This window comes from Streptomyces sp. DH37, from assembly GCF_029813835.1.
Lineage (GTDB): Bacteria > Actinomycetota > Actinomycetes > Streptomycetales > Streptomycetaceae > Streptomyces.
Genome location: NZ_JARVKV010000007.1, coordinates 83,833 through 98,983 on the forward strand (window position 1 = coordinate 83,833; position 15,151 = coordinate 98,983).

At 76.1% G+C, this 15,151-nt stretch carries 16 protein-coding genes; 8 read left to right on the plus strand and 8 right to left on the minus strand.

Going from position 1 to position 15,151, the window contains the following annotated elements:
* Positions 1-157: 157 nt before the first annotated feature.
* Genes QC029_RS06275 through QC029_RS06285 form a run of 3 tightly spaced genes read left to right on the plus strand, consistent with a single transcriptional unit; the run spans position 158 to position 3,368 of the window.
* A complete protein-coding gene (locus QC029_RS06275) occupies positions 158-1,489 on the plus strand; it encodes a glycosyltransferase family 4 protein (protein WP_279554401.1) in 1,332 nt (443 codons plus the stop codon).
* 56 nt (positions 1,490-1,545) lie between these two features.
* A complete protein-coding gene (locus tag QC029_RS06280; RefSeq protein WP_279554402.1) occupies positions 1,546-2,304 on the plus strand; it encodes a class I SAM-dependent methyltransferase in 759 nt (252 codons plus the stop codon).
* Complete coding sequence (locus QC029_RS06285; protein WP_279554403.1) at positions 2,301-3,368, plus strand: prenyltransferase; 1,068 nt, start codon at positions 2,301-2,303, stop codon at positions 3,366-3,368. Before QC029_RS06280 ends, QC029_RS06285 begins: the two co-directional genes overlap by 4 nt.
* 40 nt (positions 3,369-3,408) lie before the next feature.
* Here QC029_RS06285 and QC029_RS06290 read toward each other — a convergent pair whose 3' ends face one another.
* The 6 genes from QC029_RS06290 to QC029_RS06315 form a co-directional block, all read right to left on the minus strand.
* Positions 3,409-3,708, minus strand: a complete 300-nt coding sequence (locus QC029_RS06290; RefSeq protein WP_279554405.1) for a hypothetical protein — start codon at positions 3,706-3,708, stop codon at positions 3,409-3,411.
* 179 nt (positions 3,709-3,887) lie between these two features.
* Positions 3,888-4,802: a DUF5336 domain-containing protein gene (locus QC029_RS06295; RefSeq protein ID WP_279554407.1), complete on the minus strand. Its 915-nt coding sequence runs from the start codon at positions 4,800-4,802 to the stop codon at positions 3,888-3,890.
* Positions 4,803-4,852: 50 nt separating this feature from the next.
* Complete coding sequence (locus QC029_RS06300; RefSeq protein ID WP_279554408.1) at positions 4,853-5,833, minus strand: N-acetylmuramoyl-L-alanine amidase; 981 nt, start codon at positions 5,831-5,833, stop codon at positions 4,853-4,855.
* A gap of 23 nt (positions 5,834-5,856) precedes the next feature.
* Positions 5,857-6,513 (minus strand): class I SAM-dependent methyltransferase, encoded by a 657-nt coding sequence (locus QC029_RS06305; RefSeq protein ID WP_279554409.1) that lies wholly within the window; start codon positions 6,511-6,513, stop codon positions 5,857-5,859.
* Between the two features lie 293 nt (positions 6,514-6,806).
* A complete protein-coding gene (locus QC029_RS06310; RefSeq protein ID WP_279554411.1) occupies positions 6,807-6,965 on the minus strand; it encodes a hypothetical protein in 159 nt (52 codons plus the stop codon).
* Between the two features lie 60 nt (positions 6,966-7,025).
* A complete protein-coding gene (locus tag QC029_RS06315) occupies positions 7,026-8,222 on the minus strand; it encodes a hypothetical protein (protein WP_279554413.1) in 1,197 nt (398 codons plus the stop codon).
* A 219-nt stretch (positions 8,223-8,441) separates the two neighbouring features.
* On the opposite strand from QC029_RS06315, the gene QC029_RS06320 reads away from it, so the two are divergent.
* From QC029_RS06320 to QC029_RS06330, 3 genes are read left to right on the plus strand one after another with little or no spacing between them, the layout of a single operon-like run.
* Positions 8,442-9,323 (plus strand): Nif3-like dinuclear metal center hexameric protein, encoded by an 882-nt coding sequence (locus tag QC029_RS06320; RefSeq protein ID WP_279554414.1) that lies wholly within the window; start codon positions 8,442-8,444, stop codon positions 9,321-9,323.
* A complete protein-coding gene (locus QC029_RS06325; protein WP_279554491.1) occupies positions 9,320-10,063 on the plus strand; it encodes a C4-type zinc ribbon domain-containing protein in 744 nt (247 codons plus the stop codon). Before QC029_RS06320 ends, QC029_RS06325 begins: the two co-directional genes overlap by 4 nt.
* Positions 10,060-11,397: a bifunctional RNase H/acid phosphatase gene (locus tag QC029_RS06330; protein ID WP_279554416.1), complete on the plus strand. Its 1,338-nt coding sequence runs from the start codon at positions 10,060-10,062 to the stop codon at positions 11,395-11,397. Before QC029_RS06325 ends, QC029_RS06330 begins: the two co-directional genes overlap by 4 nt.
* Here QC029_RS06330 and eda read toward each other — a convergent pair.
* Positions 11,372-12,103 carry a bifunctional 4-hydroxy-2-oxoglutarate aldolase/2-dehydro-3-deoxy-phosphogluconate aldolase gene (gene eda, locus QC029_RS06335; RefSeq protein WP_279554418.1) on the minus strand — a complete coding sequence of 244 codons (732 nt, stop codon included), beginning with the start codon at positions 12,101-12,103 and terminating at the stop codon, positions 11,372-11,374. The genes QC029_RS06330 and eda overlap by 26 nt on opposite strands.
* A 134-nt stretch (positions 12,104-12,237) precedes the next feature.
* Complete coding sequence (gene yaaA, locus QC029_RS06340) at positions 12,238-13,035, minus strand: peroxide stress protein YaaA (protein WP_279554419.1); 798 nt, start codon at positions 13,033-13,035, stop codon at positions 12,238-12,240.
* 148 nt (positions 13,036-13,183) lie between these two features.
* On the opposite strand from yaaA, the gene QC029_RS06345 reads away from it, so the two are divergent.
* A complete protein-coding gene (locus QC029_RS06345; protein WP_279554421.1) occupies positions 13,184-14,548 on the plus strand; it encodes a DUF2254 domain-containing protein in 1,365 nt (454 codons plus the stop codon).
* A 216-nt stretch (positions 14,549-14,764) separates the two neighbouring features.
* A complete protein-coding gene (locus tag QC029_RS06350) occupies positions 14,765-15,118 on the plus strand; it encodes a hypothetical protein (protein WP_279554422.1) in 354 nt (117 codons plus the stop codon).
* Positions 15,119-15,151 lie beyond the last annotated feature (33 nt).

A 15,151-nucleotide genomic window follows, 5' to 3' on the forward strand; every position in this document is an offset into this window, starting at 1 on the left:
ATCTTGCGGGCCGGGGCCGTGCGGCCCCTCGGGACCGGGCACGTCCGGGGCGCGAGCCGAACGCGGCCGGGCCGTCCTTGAAACTTGTTCTAGATTAACGCGAGCGGTTACGCTCCGGCGGAAGCTCTCCGCGAGGACTTCGAGAAGGGGGCCGTGAGTGACGGCAGAGGCCACCTGGGACGCCGCGCCCGGACCCCTGACGGGCGAGGCCGCCGACGGCGGCAGACCGCTGCGGATCGCGCTGCTCACCTACAAGGGGAACCCGTTCTGCGGCGGCCAGGGCGTCTACGTGCGCCACCTGTCGCGCGAGCTGGCCCGCCTCGGCCACCGCGTCGAGGTGATCGGCGCCCAGCCCTACCCGGTCCTGGACGAGGAGGACGGACTGGCGGGGGAGGTCACCCTCACCCGGCTCCCCAGCCTCGACCTCTACCGGCAGCCCGACCCCTTCCGCACCCCGGGGCGCGACGAGTACCGCGACTGGATCGACGCGCTGGAGGTCGCCACCATGTGGACCGGCGGCTTCCCCGAGCCGCTGACCTTCTCGCTGCGCGCCCGCCGCCACCTGGCCGCCCGGCGCGGCGAGTTCGACGTCGTCCACGACAACCAGACCCTCGGCTACGGCCTCCTGGGCCTGGAGCGGATCGGCTTCCCCCTGGTCACCACCGTCCACCACCCCATCACCGTGGACCGCCGGCTGGACCTGGCGGCCGCCGAGGGCTGGCGGCGGCGGATCTCGGTGCGCCGCTGGTACGGTTTCACCCGCATGCAGAAGCGCGTCGCCCGGCGGCTGCCCACCGTGCTGACCGTCTCCGGCTCCTCCCGGCGGGAGATCACCGAGGACCTCGGGGTGCGCCCCGACCGCGTCCACGTCGTGCCCATCGGCGCCGACACCCGGCTGTTCTCGCCCGACCCCGCCGTCCCCGAGGTCCCCGGCCGCATCGTCACCACCTCCAGCGCCGACGTCCCCCTCAAGGGGCTGGTCCACCTCGTCGAGGCCCTGGCCAAGGTCCGCACCGAGCACGAGGACGCGCACCTGGTGGTCGTCGGCAAGCGCCCGGAGAAGGGCCCGGTGGCCGAGGCCGTGGAGCGCTACGGGCTCGGCGGCGCGGTGGAGTTCGTCAAGGGCATCAGCGACCGGGAGCTGGCGGACCTGGTGCGCGGCGCCCGGATCGCCTGCGTGCCCTCCCTCTACGAGGGCTTCTCCCTGCCGGCGGCCGAGGCCATGGCCACCGGCACACCGCTGGTCGCCACCACCGGAGGCGCGATCCCCGAGGTGGCGGGCCCCGACGGCGAGACCTGCCTGGCGGTTCCGCCGGGCGACGCGGGCGCGCTCGCCGCGGCGCTGGGCAGGCTGCTCGGCGACGCGGGGCTGCGGGCACGCCTGGGCGCGGCCGGACGGGAGAGGGTGCTGCGCCGCTTCACCTGGGAACAGGCCGCCCGCGGCACGGTGGAGCACTACCGCGCCGCGATCGCGACCGCCGTCCGCTGACCCCGCCCCGCCGCTTCAGGCCCGTCACCGCACCGCACCGAGGAAGGCAGACACCAGTGCTGACCGTGGACTTCTCCCGCTTCCCGCTCGCCCCCGGGGACCGGGTCCTGGACCTGGGGTGCGGCGCCGGACGCCATGCCTTCGAGTGCTACCGGCGCGGCGCCCGCGTCGTCGCGCTGGACCGCAACGGCGAGGAGATCCGCGAGGTCGCCAAGTGGTTCGCCGCCATGGCGGAGGCCGGGGAGGCCCCGGCGGGCGCCGAGGCCACCGCGATGGAGGGCGACGCCCTGGCCCTGCCCTTCCCCGACGACAGCTTCGACGCCGTGATCGTCTCCGAGGTGATGGAACACATCCCCGACGACAAGGGCGTCCTGGCCGAGATGGTCCGGGTGCTGCGCCCCGGCGGCCGGATCGCGGTGACCGTGCCGCGCTACGGCCCCGAGAAGGTCTGCTGGACGCTGTCCGACGCGTACCACGAGGTCGAGGGCGGCCACATCCGCATCTACCGGGCCCACGAACTGCTGGCGAAGATGCGCGGGGCGGGCCTGAAGCCGTACGGCACCCACCACGCCCACGCCCTGCACTCCCCGTACTGGTGGCTCAAGTGCGCCTTCGGGGTGGACCGGGACGGCGACGAGGCCGCGCTGCCGGTGCGCGCGTACCACAAGCTGCTGGTCTGGGACATCATGAAGAAGCCGCTGGCCACCCGTCTCGCGGAGAACCTCCTCAACCCGGTGATGGGCAAGAGCTTCGTGGCCTACGCCACCAAGCCGCACCTGCCCGCCGGCGCGGTCTCCGGTCAGGGGACGGCGTGACGAGCCCGGGCCGCACCGAACGGCTCGTCCTGCCCGGCGTCCTGACCGCCGAACAGGCCGAGCGGACCGTGGCGGGCATCGCCGCCCTCCAGCGGGAGGACGGCGCGATCCCGTGGTTCCGCGGCCACCACCTCGACCCCTGGGACCACGTCGAGGCCGCCATGGCGCTGGACGCGGCCGGGGAGCACGAGCGGGCCGGGGCCGCCTACCGCTGGCTGGCCGAGCACCAGAACGCCGACGGCTCCTGGTACGCCGCCTACGCCGACGGGGACGCGGCCCGGCCCACCGACCTGGGCAAGGAGACCAACTTCTGCGCCTACGTCGCCGTCGGGGTGTGGCACCACTACCTCGCCACCGGCGACGACACCTTCGTGGACCGCATGTGGCCGGTGGTCGTGGCGGCCGTCGAGTTCGTCCTGGGACTCCAGCAGCCCGGCGGGCAGATCGGCTGGAAGCGGGAGGCCGACGGCACCCCCGTCACCGACGCCCTGCTGACCGGCTCCTCCTCCATCCACCAGGCGCTGCGCTGCGCGCTCGCCCTGGCCGAGCACCGCGGCGAGCCGCAGCCGGACTGGGAGCTGGCGCTGGGCTGGCTGGGCCACGCGGTGCGCCGCCACCCCGAGCGCTTCCTGGACAAGGGCCGCTACTCGATGGACTGGTACTACCCCGTCCTGGGCGGCGCGGTGACCGGGCCCGCGGCCAAGGAGCGCATCGAGGAGGGCTGGGACCGCTTCGTCGTCCCCGGCCTGGGCGTGCGCTGCGTGCTGCCCAATCCGTGGGTGACCGGCGGGGAGAGCGCCGAACTCGCCCTGGCCCTGTGGGTGATGGGGGAGTCCGACCGGGCGCTGGAGATCCTGCGCTGGATGCAGCACCTGCGCGCCGAGGACGGCATGTACTGGACCGGCTACGTCTTCGAGGACGACGCCTTCTGGCCGGAGGAGCTGACCTCCTGGACCGCGGGCTCGCTGCTGCTGGCCGTGGCGGCCCTCGGCGGCGACGAGCCCACGGTGGCGGTCTTCGGCGGCGAGCGGCTGCCGGCCGGACTGGAACCGGACTGCTGCTGAGCCGTCCCGTGCCGGGCCGCCTCGCCCCCGGGGCCGCCGGTCAGTGGCGGTGGACGCGCGAGGCCAGCAGATGGCCCACCAGCAGGTAGGTCACGGCGGCGATCCCGTAGTTGACCAGGACCTGGAACCAGTCGGGTTCGAGGTCGAAGAGGTCGTACGACCAGCCCGCCAGCCAGCGGGCGGAGTCGTGGACGAAGACGACCAGGTCGTTGCCGCGGTTGGCGCCCAGTACGTACAGCAGGATCCAGAGGCCGATGATCGCCGCCATGACGTCCGCGACCGCGCGGATCACCAGGGCGGCGTGGCTGCCTCCGTGACGTCGTCTCGTGGTGGTCACCATGGGGACCGGATTGCCTGTTCTCAAGCGCACAAACCCAACTCACGTTCGAGTCGGAAGACTTGGGGCCAGTGGTGCGGCACGCCCCGGATGAGGCGGCCCGTCCGCGGCGAAGGCCCCCGCCCGGTGCCGGACGGGGGCCTTCGCGGTGTGTCCGTGCCGCCGGGCACGGTCGCGCGGGATCAGCCGCGCTGGATGCCCGAGGTGTCCTGCAGGACGCCGCGGCGGCCGTCCTGCGTCTGCGCCACCAGCGCCTGACCGCGCTGCTCCACCGCCAGGTACCAGGTGCCCGGAGCCAGTTCGGCGACCGGGGTGGGGGAGCCGTCCTCGCCGAACAGCGGCCGCGCGACCGGCACGGCGAACCAGAACGGCTGGAAGCCCGGGTCGGCCGGAGCGCCGCCCGCCGGAGCCGTCTGCTGCTGCGGCGCGGGCTGGCCGCCGCCGTAGGGCTGGTGCGGCTGGTGCGGCTGGTGCGGCTGCCCCGGCTGGCCGGGCTGACCCGGCTGCGGGCCGCCCGGGTAGCCGTAGCCGCCCTGCGGCTGACCGGGCTGGCCGGGCTGGCCCGGCTGGGCGCCGGGGTAGCCGTAGCCGCCCTGCGGGCCCGGACCGTAGGGGTTCGGGGCCTGCGGGGAGGGGGCCGGCAGCAGCGGGGCCTTGAGCGCGGACACGGTGTTGCCCAGGACGGCGAAGGCCGCCATGAGCAGTCCGCCGATGAGGGTCAGCCAGGCGCCCGCACCCAGTTCGAGAGCGCGGTTGAGGTCCTGGTCCTCCGGGTCCGGCAGGATGTCGGCGAACATCGACCACAGCGCCGCCCAGCCGACGAAGACCGCCAGCGCGGTGCCCCACTGGTCGAGGCCGAGGCCGGCCACCTTGCGCTCCCCGGGCATCATCCGTCCGACGGCGATCAGGGCGGCCGCGATCAGAGCGGCGAGCGTCACGGTCGGCAGCAGGGGGAAGAGCGAGGAGTCCCAGCTGTTGACCGTGCAGTTCTCCGTGCAGTCGTCGGCCTTGAAGAAGGCGAGGAACGAGGCGATGAACAGCAGCACCGCTGCTCCGATAACCGCGCCATCGCTTCGGGTGAGCGAGCGGATGTTCACGTAATATCCTTAATCGGTTTCGTCATGGTCTGGTCAGACGGGGGCGGGCCCTATCGTACGGAAGGACGCCCCGCGGAGTCCGGCGGGTTCTCCCTGTCCGTCACGGCCTCTTCACCGTCCCGCCCGCCGTCCCGCTCACCGCGCAGGTAGGCCGTGAGGCCGTCGGCGATGCCGCGGGCCGCGCGCTCCCGCCAGGCCGGGTCGGTCAGGCGCCGGGCCTCGCGCGGATCACGCATGTTGCCGCACTCCAGGAAGACCTTGGGCACCCGCGAGAGGTTCAGCCCGCCCAGGTCGCCGCGGGTGACCAGGCCGGTCTCGGCCGCGGCGCGGCCCAGGTAGCCGGCGGGCTCCGATCCGGTGGCCCCGGCGAAGGCGTCGGCGATGTGCTCGCCCAGCCGGCGCGAGGGGCCGGTGATCCGCCGGGTGTCGGCGGCGCCCTCCCTCACCCGCGCCGGGAGGATGACGTGGAAGCCCCGGTGGCCCTCGCCCGATCCGTCGGCGTGCACGGAGACCACCGCGTCGGCCCCCGCCTCGTTCCCGGCCCGCGCGCGCTCGTCGATGCACGGCCCGTACGGGCGGTCGCCGTCGTGGGTGAACTCCACCTCGGCGCCCCGCCGTTCGAGGATGGCGCGGGCGCGGCGCGCGACGTCCAGGGTGAAGGACGCCTCCGCGTAGCCGGAGTCCGTGGCCGTGCCGGTGGTGTCGCACTCCTTGCGGTGCGTGCCGACGTCGACCCGGCGCGCGATCTCGCGGGTGTGCCGGTGGTTGCCCGGATTGTGTCCGGGATCGAGCACCACCACCGTGCCGCGCAGCGGCTCGTCGTCCCCGCCCGGAGCCCCGCTCCCCTCCGGCGACCCGGGACCCCCGGACTCCGCGGACCCGGTGGGAGGGGCGGTCGGGGAGGACGCCCCGGGAGCGCGGCCGGTGTCCGTCCGCCGCGCCGACTGCCATGCCGACCAGCCCGCCAGGCAGACGGGGAGCACGATCGCGAGGGCCACGAGAACGGTGGAGAGCCGTCGGCCGGGGGACATGACCGGGATCGTAGCCCCGCGCCTCAGAGGCCCGGACCCGTACGCCGCAGAACGCGCAGCGAGCGGACCGCCCGTTCCTCGGCGAAGGCGCCGGAGTCCAACGCGCGGCGGTAGATCCGGTACGGCGCCCGGCCGCCGTCGGCCGGGTCCGGGAACACGTCGTGGATGACGAGCAGCCCGCCCTCGGCCAGATGCGGCGCCCAGCCCTCGTAGTCGGCCCGGGCGTGCTCGTCGGTGTGCCCGCCGTCGACGAAGACCATCCCGAGCCGCCCGCCCCACACCGACGCGACCCGCGGCGAGCGGCCGACGAGCGCGACGACGTGCTCCTCCAGCCCGGCGGCGTGCAGGGTGCGGCGGAAGGAGGGGAGGGTGTCCATCAGCCCGACCTCGGGATCGACCAGTTCGGGGTCGTGGTACTCCCAGCCCGGCTGCTGCTCCTCGCTGCCCCGGTGGTGGTCGAGGGTCAGGACGGTCACGTCGCCGTCCGCCCGGCGGGCGGCGTCGGCCAGCAGGATGGTGGAGCGGCCGCAGTACGTGCCGATCTCCAGCAGCGGCAGCCCCAGCCGCGCCGCGTCGACGGCGGCGGCGTACAGCGCCAGCCCCTCGTCGGCGGGCATGAAGCCCTTCGCCGCGCCGAACGCGGCGAGGACCTCGGGCGCGGGCTCCGCTGCGGAATCCATCGGTGGGCCTCCCTGTTCTGACCTGACCTGGCCTGTCCTGTCCTCACCTGGCCTGACCTGTGGTGTCGCCGCACCATGCTGCCGTACGCGCCGCCGGGCCGGTGAGGCGGGTGGGACCGCCGGCGCGGGCGCGCACGGCCCGCATGCCGCCCGAAGCCCGGAGCCCCCGAAGCCCCGAAGCCCCCGGAGGCCCCGAGCACGCAGCCGCGTACGGCCCGGGCGCGGAGAGGCCCCGGCCGCCGTGGGAGGTCACGGCGTCCGGGGCCGGAGGGGCGGCCGGAGCGGGGCGGGCCTCAGCCCTCCCGCCGCTCCCCCTGTGCGGGGCGGCGGTGGCGGCCCTGCGCGGGCACGCGGGCCTCCTCGCCGACGGCGGCCGGGCCGCGGTGCCGGCCGTGGTGCTCGCCGGTCTCGGCGCTCGTCTCGCTGCTCGTCTCGGTCTGGGTGTGGGACATCGCGGAAATACTCCGTGGATCGAGGTGTCTTCCTCCGTACCCGACCAGATCGTAGTAGTTCTACGATCTTCGCTCCGTCCCGGTCCGGGCCAGCGGCGCCTGCTGGAGCGGCACCGGGGTGAACGCCGCCGCCCGGACCGCGAGCGGACCGCCGGCCCCCGCCCCGCCGCCCGCCCGCGGAGCCCCGGCCTCCGCCGCGGCGCGCTCCGCGCGCTGCCGGGGCAGCGGCTCGGGCTCCGCGGGCGAGGGGGTGATCCGGGCCAGCCCGCACGGCGTCTGGCCGCCGGTGTACGGCAGCCTCAGCTCGCCGTCCGCCGTCCACAGGCCCGCGCCGCGCACCCACCCCACCGGGGCGGGCAGATGCCGCAGCCGCCGCTGGGCGGGCCGCCACACCGCCACCCATGTGCCGTTCGGCCCGTCCGCGCGCAGCGCCACCGCGCAGCCCTCCGGGGTGAGGGCCTGGCCGGGCTGGATGGCGAACGGGGTCAGCGCGACGCCCGGCGGGCACAGCGCGTCGGGGAAGCGCACGGGCCGGTGGCTGCCGAGCACGCCCCAGCCCAGCCGCGTCTCGCCCGGCGCGTCGGAGCGCAGGAGCAGCAGCCCGCTGTCGGGATCGGCCAGCAGCAGCCGGTCGTCGCTGTCGTCGGTGATCTGCAGCAGCGGGGAGACCTCGCCGCCGCGCTCCAGGTCGACGGCGACGGTCTTGGTGCCGCCCGCCGCGTCGGTGCGGTCCAGCGCCAGCAGCCGCCCCTCGCGGTCCAGCCAGGCGCCCCCCGAGCAGCGGCCGGGCACCTCGGCGACCGGCTCCGGGCCGTAGGAGCCGCCGTGCACCAGCCACACCGTCGTGCTGTGCTCGCCCGGCGCGAGCGCGTGGACCAGCGGGCCGCGCGGGGCGGGCGGCAGCAGCCGCAGGCGCCCGCCCCCCACCGAGCCCAGCGGGAGCTCGCCGGTGCACGGGCCGGTGGGGTAGAGCAGCGCGAGGTGGTGGCGGCCGGCGGCCTCGCGGCAGATCAGCACCCGGCCGTCGGGCAGCGGCAGCACCTCGGTGCCCGGACCCTCCGGCCGGGGCCCCGGCAGCGGGACCGCGTACGGCTCCGGGCCGTCCAGCGTCCAGCGCTCCGGGGTCCAGCCCCGTCCTCCCCCGGCCGGCGCGAGCCGGGCCGCGTAGGAGCCGTCCGCGGCGATCGTGAAGCCGGAGCCGGAGTACACCGTTCCTCCGCCCTCACCCCGGGCGGCGTCGACGGCACTGACTGTCATCGAGCCATCACCTCCGGTGACGACGCTAGTTTTCGTACTCCCCTCCGGGCGGCCCGAGTTGGGTGCCTTCACACGTACGGGGGACGGGAGGCGGGTTCGCCCGGGGAAGCGGCGCCCGATGTGCTGTGTCCGGGCGGAGGGCGGGTCGCCCGGCCGGGCGGCGGACGGCCGGCCGAGCGGCCCGGCGCGCGGGGCCGCACGGCAGGTAACCTCTCACCCGTGCCCGCACTCTCCGATGTCATCGCCGCGCTCGACGAACTGTGGCCCCCCGAGCGGGCCGAGCAGTGGGACGCCGTCGGAACGGTCTGCGGAGACCCCGGCGCCGAGGTGAGCCGGGTGCTGATCGCCGTCGACCCGGTGCGGGAGACCGCCGAGGAGGCGGTGCGGCTCGGCGCCGGGCTGCTGCTGACCCACCACCCCCTCTACCTGCGCGGCACCACCACGGTCTCGGCCGGCACCTTCAAGGGCCGCGTCGTGCACGACCTGATCCGGGCCGGCGTCGCCCTGCACGTCGCGCACACCAACGCCGACCGCGCCGACCCCGGCGTCTCCGACGCCCTCGCCGAGGCCCTCGGCCTGCGGATCACCGGCCCGCTGGCGCCCGACCCCGCCGATCCGTCCGGCCGCCGCGGCCTGGGCCGGATCTGCGAGCTGGACGCCCCCGAGCCGCTGGCCCGCTTCGCCGAGCGGGTGGCCGCGCGGCTGCCCGCCACCGCGCAGGGCGTACGGGCGGCGGGCGACCCCGACCGCCCGGTCCGCACCGTCGCGGTCTGCGGCGGCTCCGGCGACAGCCTCCTCGACCGGGTGCGGGCGGCCGGCGCCGACGCGTACGTCACCGCCGACCTGCGCCACCACCCGGCCTCCGAGGCCGTGCAGCGCGGAGCCCTCGACGGGGGACCGGCGCTGGTGGACGCCGCGCACTGGGCCACCGAGTGGCCCTGGTGCGAGCAGGCCGCCGCCCAGCTCGACGCGGTGTCCGAGCGGCACGGCTGGGGACTGCGCGTCCACGTCTCCCGCACGGTCACCGACCCCTGGACCGTCCACGCGGCGTCCGCCCCCGCGGAGGGCGCCCCCACCACCATCACAGGAGCCCCCAACTGAACGCCGAGCCCGCCGACCAGATCCGCCTCCTCGACCTCCAGGCCCTCGACGTCCGGCTCACCCAGCTCGCCCACCGGCGCAGGAACCTGCCGGAGCACGCCGAGATCGAGGGACTGAACGCCGACCTCTCCCAGGTGCGCGACCTGCTGGTCGCCGCCCGGACCGAGGAGAGCGACACCGCCCGCGAGCAGACCAAGGCGGAGCAGGACGTCGACCAGGTGCGCAAGCGCGCCGCGCGCGACCAGCAGCGCCTGGACTCCGGCGCGGTCACCTCGCCGAAGGACCTGGAGAACCTCCAGCGGGAGATCGCCTCCCTCTCCCGGCGCCAGAGCGACCTGGAGGACATCGTGCTGGAGATCATGGAGCGCCGCGAGTCCGCCCAGGAGCGCTCGGCCGAGCTGGCCCAGCGGACCGACTCCGTCCAGGCCAGGATCGACGACGCGGTGGCGCGGCGCGACGCGGTGCTGGCGGAGATCGACGCCGAGGCCGCCGCGGTCACCAAGGAGCGCCAGATCGTGGCCTCCTCGATCCCGGCCGACCTGATCAAGCTCTACGACAAGCTGCGCGAGCAGCAGGGCGGCGTCGGCGCGGCCCGCCTCTTCCAGCGGCGCTGCGAGGGCTGCCGCCTGGAGCTGAACATCACCGAGCTGAACGAGATCCGCCAGGCCCCGGCCGACGCGGTGGTGCGCTGCGAGAACTGCCGCCGGATCCTGGTCCGCACCCCCGAGTCGGGACTGTGACGCAGCACCGGCCGGGGGCCCGCAGGACCTTCGTCGTGGAGGCCGACGGCGGTTCCCGCGGCAACCCGGGCCCGGCCGGCTACGGCGCGGTGGTCCGCGACGCCGAGACCGGGCAGACGCTGTCGGAGGCGGCCGAGTACATCGGCACCGCCACCAACAACGTCGCCGAGTACCGGGGCCTGATCGCCGGGCTGCGCGCGGCCCGCGCGCTCGACCCGGAGGCCGCGGTGCGCGTCCGGATGGACTCCAAGCTCGTCGTCGAGCAGATGTCGGGCCGCTGGAAGATCAAGCATCCCGACATGCGGCCCCTGGCGCTGGAGGCCGGGTCCGTCTTCCCGCCGGACGCGGTCACCTACCAGTGGATCCCGCGCGAGGAGAACCGGCACGCCGACCGGCTGGCGAACGAGGCCATGGACGCGGGCCGCCGCGGCGAGGCGTGGCGGCCGTCCGACTCGACCGCGGAACTCGCCGCCCGGGACGAGGCCGGGGCCGCCCCCGGGGCGCCCGGCGAATCCCCGGCCCGGACCGCCCACGCGGTGGACGCCAGGGCGGCGGCCCGGGCCGCCGTGCGCCAGTCGCGGCGCGGCGGCGCCTACGGGTCCCGCGAGGCGGACCGGGCCCGGCTCGAGGGCACGACGGATCCCACGGCTCCGGGCAGCGCCCTGGGCACCGCCCTGGGCACGCCCCCCATGGGCTGGGGCGCCGCCGACATGGGCACCCCCACCACCCTCGTCCTGCTGCGCCACGGCGAGACCCCGCTCACCCCGTCCAAGCGGTTCTCCGGCAGCGGCGGCACCGACCCGGAGCTGTCGGCCGCCGGACTGCGCCAGGCCGAGGCGGCGGCCGCCGCGCTCGCGGCGCGCGGCACCGTCCAGGACGTGGTCAGCTCGCCGCTCACGCGCTGCCGCCAGACCGCACGGGTGGTGGCCGACCGGCTCGGCCTGGGGTTCGAGATCGACGAGGACCTGCGCGAGGCCGACTTCGGCGCCTGGGAGGGGCTGACCTTCGCCGAGGTGCGCGAGCGCCACCCGGACGACCTGGACGCCTGGCTCGCCTCGTCCGAGGCCGCGCCCACCGGCGGCGAGTCCTTCGCCTCCGTCATCCGCCGCGTCGAGGCCGCCCGCGACCGGATCCTGGCCCGGTACGCCGGCCGGACCGTGCTGCTGGTCACCCACGTCACACCGGTCAAGGTGCTGGCGTGCACGGCGCTGGGCGCACCGCCCGAGGCGCTGTTCCGCATGGAGCTGTCGGCCGCCTCCCTGTCGGCCGTGGCGTACTACGCGGACGGCAACGCCTCGCTGCGCCTGCTCAACGACACGGCCCACCTGCGCTGACACCCGCGTCCGTGCCCGCGACCGCCGCGGCGCCCAGCCGGGCGGCCTCGCGGGCCAGGCGCTCGATCCGGTCCCAGTCCCGCGCCCGCACCGCGTCCGGCGGCAGCATCCAACTGCCGCCCACGCAGGCGACGTTGGGCAGCGCGAGGTAGTCCGCCGCCGAGTCCGGGCCGATGCCGCCCGTCGGGCAGAAGCGGGCCCGGGGCAGCGGCGAGGCCAGCGCCTCCAGGTACGCCGGGCCGCCCGCCGCGCGGGCCGGGAAGAACTTCATCTCCGTCACGCCGCGCTCCAGCAGCGCCATGGCCTCCGAGGCGGTCGAGACCCCCGGCAGGAGGGGCACGCCCACCTCCCGCGCCGCCGCCAGCAGCCGGTCCGTGCACCCCGGGCTGACCAGGAAGCGGGCGCCGGCGTCCCGTGCCGCCGCCGCCTGCTCCGGGGTGAGCACCGTGCCCGCGCCGACCACGGCCCCGGGCACCTCCGCCGTGATCCGGCGGACGGCCTCCACCGCGCCCTCCGTCCGCAGGGTGATCTCGACCGCGGACAGCCCGCCCGCCACCAGCGCCCGCGCCAGGGGCACGGCGGCCCCGGGGCCGTGGTCCCGGTCGTCGTCGAGGACGACGACCGGCAGTACCGGGCCCAGGGCGAGCACGGACGGCACGGGTGCGGGCGGTGCGGGCGGTACGGGCGGTACGGGCGCGGCTGTCATGGCGGCCATCCTGCCCACCCCGCTCACCTGCCGCAACGGCCGTTGCGCACCGTGCAATCCGCCGGGCTCGCGGACCGGGGCGGCCCGGAGTGGCGCGAAGCGGCCGGGATCGGCCCGGATCGGCCCGGCCCGGCTCACAGCTCGGTGACCACCACGTCCAGCCGCCACGGCGTCCCGCCCTTCGCCGGGGGCTCCACCTCCACCGCGTACCCCAGGCCGCGCAGCACCTCCGCCAGCTCCGCCGGACCGTCCGGTTCCGTGCCCTCCCGCAGCAGCGCGCGGACGATCCGGCCCTTGGTGGCCTTGTTGAAGTGGCTGACCACCGACCGCTTCTCCACGCCGCCGACGACCTTCGACTGCAGCACCCGCACCGTCGCCGTCCGCCCGGCGAGCTCTCCGCCCGGCTTCCACATCGCCCCGTACGCCGCCGACCGCAGGTCCAGCACCAGCCCGTCGCCGGCCGCCTCGGGCAGCACCGACCCCAGCGGCTCCCGCCAGTACCGGCCCAGGGGGCCCAGCCCCGGCAGCCTCACCCCGCCCGAGCAGCGGTAGGAGGGGATGCGGTCGCCGATCCGCACCGCGCCCCACAGCCCCGAGAACACCAGCAGCCACCGCTCGGCCCGCTCCCGCGCCGCCGCGTCCAGGGTGGCCAGGTCCAGCGCGTCGTAGAGCACTCCGGTGTAGACCTCGCCCGCCGGACGCGTCGGGGCCTCCCGCAGCGCGGCGTTCCTCGCCACCTCGCCGCGCAGCCCCTCGCTCAGCCCGAGCACCTCGCGCGCCTTGTCCTCGTCGGCCGAGCAGAGTTCCACCAGCTCCGCCAGCACCGCCTCCCGCGCCGCCGCCAGCCCCGGCAGCGACAGCGCCCCCGGGTCCAGCGCGGGGCCGGACGCCCCGGCGGCCTTGCCCTCGGACGGTGGCAGCAGTACGAGCACGGTGGTCCTCCTCGCTTGCGGATCCCGCGACCCGGCGGAGCGTGCGCTTCCGCCCGGCGCACCAGCAGGGTATGCCGTCCCGCCGGGCCGGCCCCTTCCGGCCGCCGCGTGAGGCATCGGCCGCCGCGGGCGCGGTACCCGGCCGGGCGTGAAGCTCCTCCAGCGCAACCGGAGCCCCCGGGCGGAGACCTCCCGCTCGCCGCTGTGGACGTGGCCCACCGCGGGGGGCGGGATCGCCCTCGTCGCCGCGATGCTCCTGGAGCGCGTCCGGCCCCGCTCCGGGACCGGGCCGGCCGCCCTGTGGCCGGGCGACCACTCCTCGGCCTCCACGATGCTCCAGGTGGTGGCCACCTCGTCGGTCACGGTGGCGACCCTGGCCTTCAGCGTCACCGTGGTGACGCTGCAACTGGCCTCCCAGCAGTTCTCCCCGCGGCTGCTGCGGCGCTACGCCCACGACCGGGTGCTCAAGGCCGTCCTGACGGTGCTGCTCACGACCCTGGTGTTCGCGCTGACGACCCTGGCCTTCATGAACTCCGACGAGGCGCTGCCCGTCGTCGCGCTGCTCCTGGCGTCGGCGCTCGGCGTCGCGTCCCTGGCGGCCGTGCTGGGCTTCCTCAGCCACATCGTCCGCAAACTGCGGGTGGACTCCATGATGCTCGACGTCCACGACGAGACCGGCGACGCGATCAGGATGTTCTACCCCGCCCGCGACGACCCGCGTCCGCGCTCCCCGGACGAGCTGGACCTGGACGAGGCGCGCGGCGCGACGGTGTACGGGCGCAGCAGCGGGTTCGTGCGGCTGGTCGACGTCGGGGCGCTGGTGGCGTGCGCGCGCCGGAGCGACACCGTCGTCCGGCTGAGCATCCGCCCCGGCGACCTGCTCGTCGCCGGGAACCCGATCGCCACCGTGTGGGCGCGCGACCCCTCCGCGGACCCGCCCGACCCGTACGCCGACGGCACGGCCGCCGCGGTCGACGACGCCGTGCGGCTCGGCTACGAGCGGACCCTCGAGCAGGACGTGGCCTTCGGCTTCCGACAACTGGAGGACATCGCGGTCAAGGCGATGTCCCCGGGGATCAACGACCCCGTGACCGCGTCCACCGCCGTGGGCCACATGGCCGACCTGCTGGTGAGGCTCGCCGGGCGCCGTCTGGGGCCGACCCTCCACGAGGACGGGGACGGCGTCGGGCGGGCGGTCGTCCCCGACCGGGACCTGCGGTACTACCTCGACCTGGCCTGCGGGCAGCTGCGGCGCTTCTCCGCTGGGGAGCCCACCGTGCTGGCGGCCCTGCTGCGCCTGCTGCGGGACCTGGCGACGGCCGTGCACGGCGACGACCGGAACGCGGCGGAGGTGCGGCAGGCGGCGGACCTGGTCCGGGACACCATGGATTCCTCCGTCGGCCCGGCGGACGCCGAGCGGGTCCACGACCTGCACCGGCGCGTCCTGGCGGCCCTGGACGGCCGTACGGTCGAGGCGTACGCCGACCGCAGCGGCGAGACGCGGTCGATGTAGCGGCCACGCAGGTCGCGCAAGCCGCGCAGGCCGCGCCGCCCGGTGGGCGCCGCACGGGGAGCGGACGAGGAGGCATACGGGTCCGCGGGGCGGGCACCCGCCCGCGGAAAGCCCTGCCCGTTACGGGCGAAAAGCCCGTATGCGGACTCCAGGTGGCAGGGACCGGCTCATACGGCCGTCCGGGCGGCCCCGGACGGCCGGGGAAGCGGGAACACCATGGCCGAGCAGGACAAGCACCACGACCAGGACCTGGCGGAGATCGCCCGGGAGCGCAACCGCCACCTGTCGGGGGAGACCGCGAAGGGCCGCGTCGACCCGGCCGCCGCCGGGGGACGGGCCGGCGAGGAGACCTCCCGGGGGACGGACGCCCCGAGGAAGGGGAAGGGGAACGTCCAGGGCACCGGGAACATGCCGCGCTCCGGCGCGGACCTTGGTGACCGCAGCACCGGCGGCGAGGCCGCCCGCGAGGCCATCGGGGCCGACCCCGCCGAGTCCGGCGGCGAGGTGGAGGACCGCAGCACCGGGAAGTCCACCCGCGAGGAGACGTTCGGCGACGGGGGGAAGTCCTGACGCGGGTCCTGACGGACGCCGGGTCCGGGCCCC

What these genes read in the sequence shown, in the direction of transcription:
- QC029_RS06290 (WP_279554405.1), bottom strand. Translation starts at nt 3,708, where the DNA reads ATGGTGACCACCACGAGACGACGTCACGGAGGCAGCCACGCCGCCCTG.
- QC029_RS06300 (WP_279554408.1), bottom strand. Translation starts at nt 5,833, where the DNA reads ATGTCCCCCGGCCGACGGCTCTCCACCGTTCTCGTGGCCCTCGCGATC.
- QC029_RS06305 (WP_279554409.1), bottom strand. Translation starts at nt 6,513, where the DNA reads ATGGATTCCGCAGCGGAGCCCGCGCCCGAGGTCCTCGCCGCGTTCGGC.
- QC029_RS06310 (WP_279554411.1), bottom strand. Translation starts at nt 6,965, where the DNA reads ATGTCCCACACCCAGACCGAGACGAGCAGCGAGACGAGCGCCGAGACC.
- QC029_RS06315 (WP_279554413.1), bottom strand. Translation starts at nt 8,222, where the DNA reads ATGACAGTCAGTGCCGTCGACGCCGCCCGGGGTGAGGGCGGAGGAACG.
- eda (WP_279554418.1), bottom strand. Translation starts at nt 12,103, where the DNA reads ATGACAGCCGCGCCCGTACCGCCCGTACCGCCCGCACCGCCCGCACCC.
- QC029_RS06350 (WP_279554422.1), top strand. Translation starts at nt 14,765, where the DNA reads ATGGCCGAGCAGGACAAGCACCACGACCAGGACCTGGCGGAGATCGCC.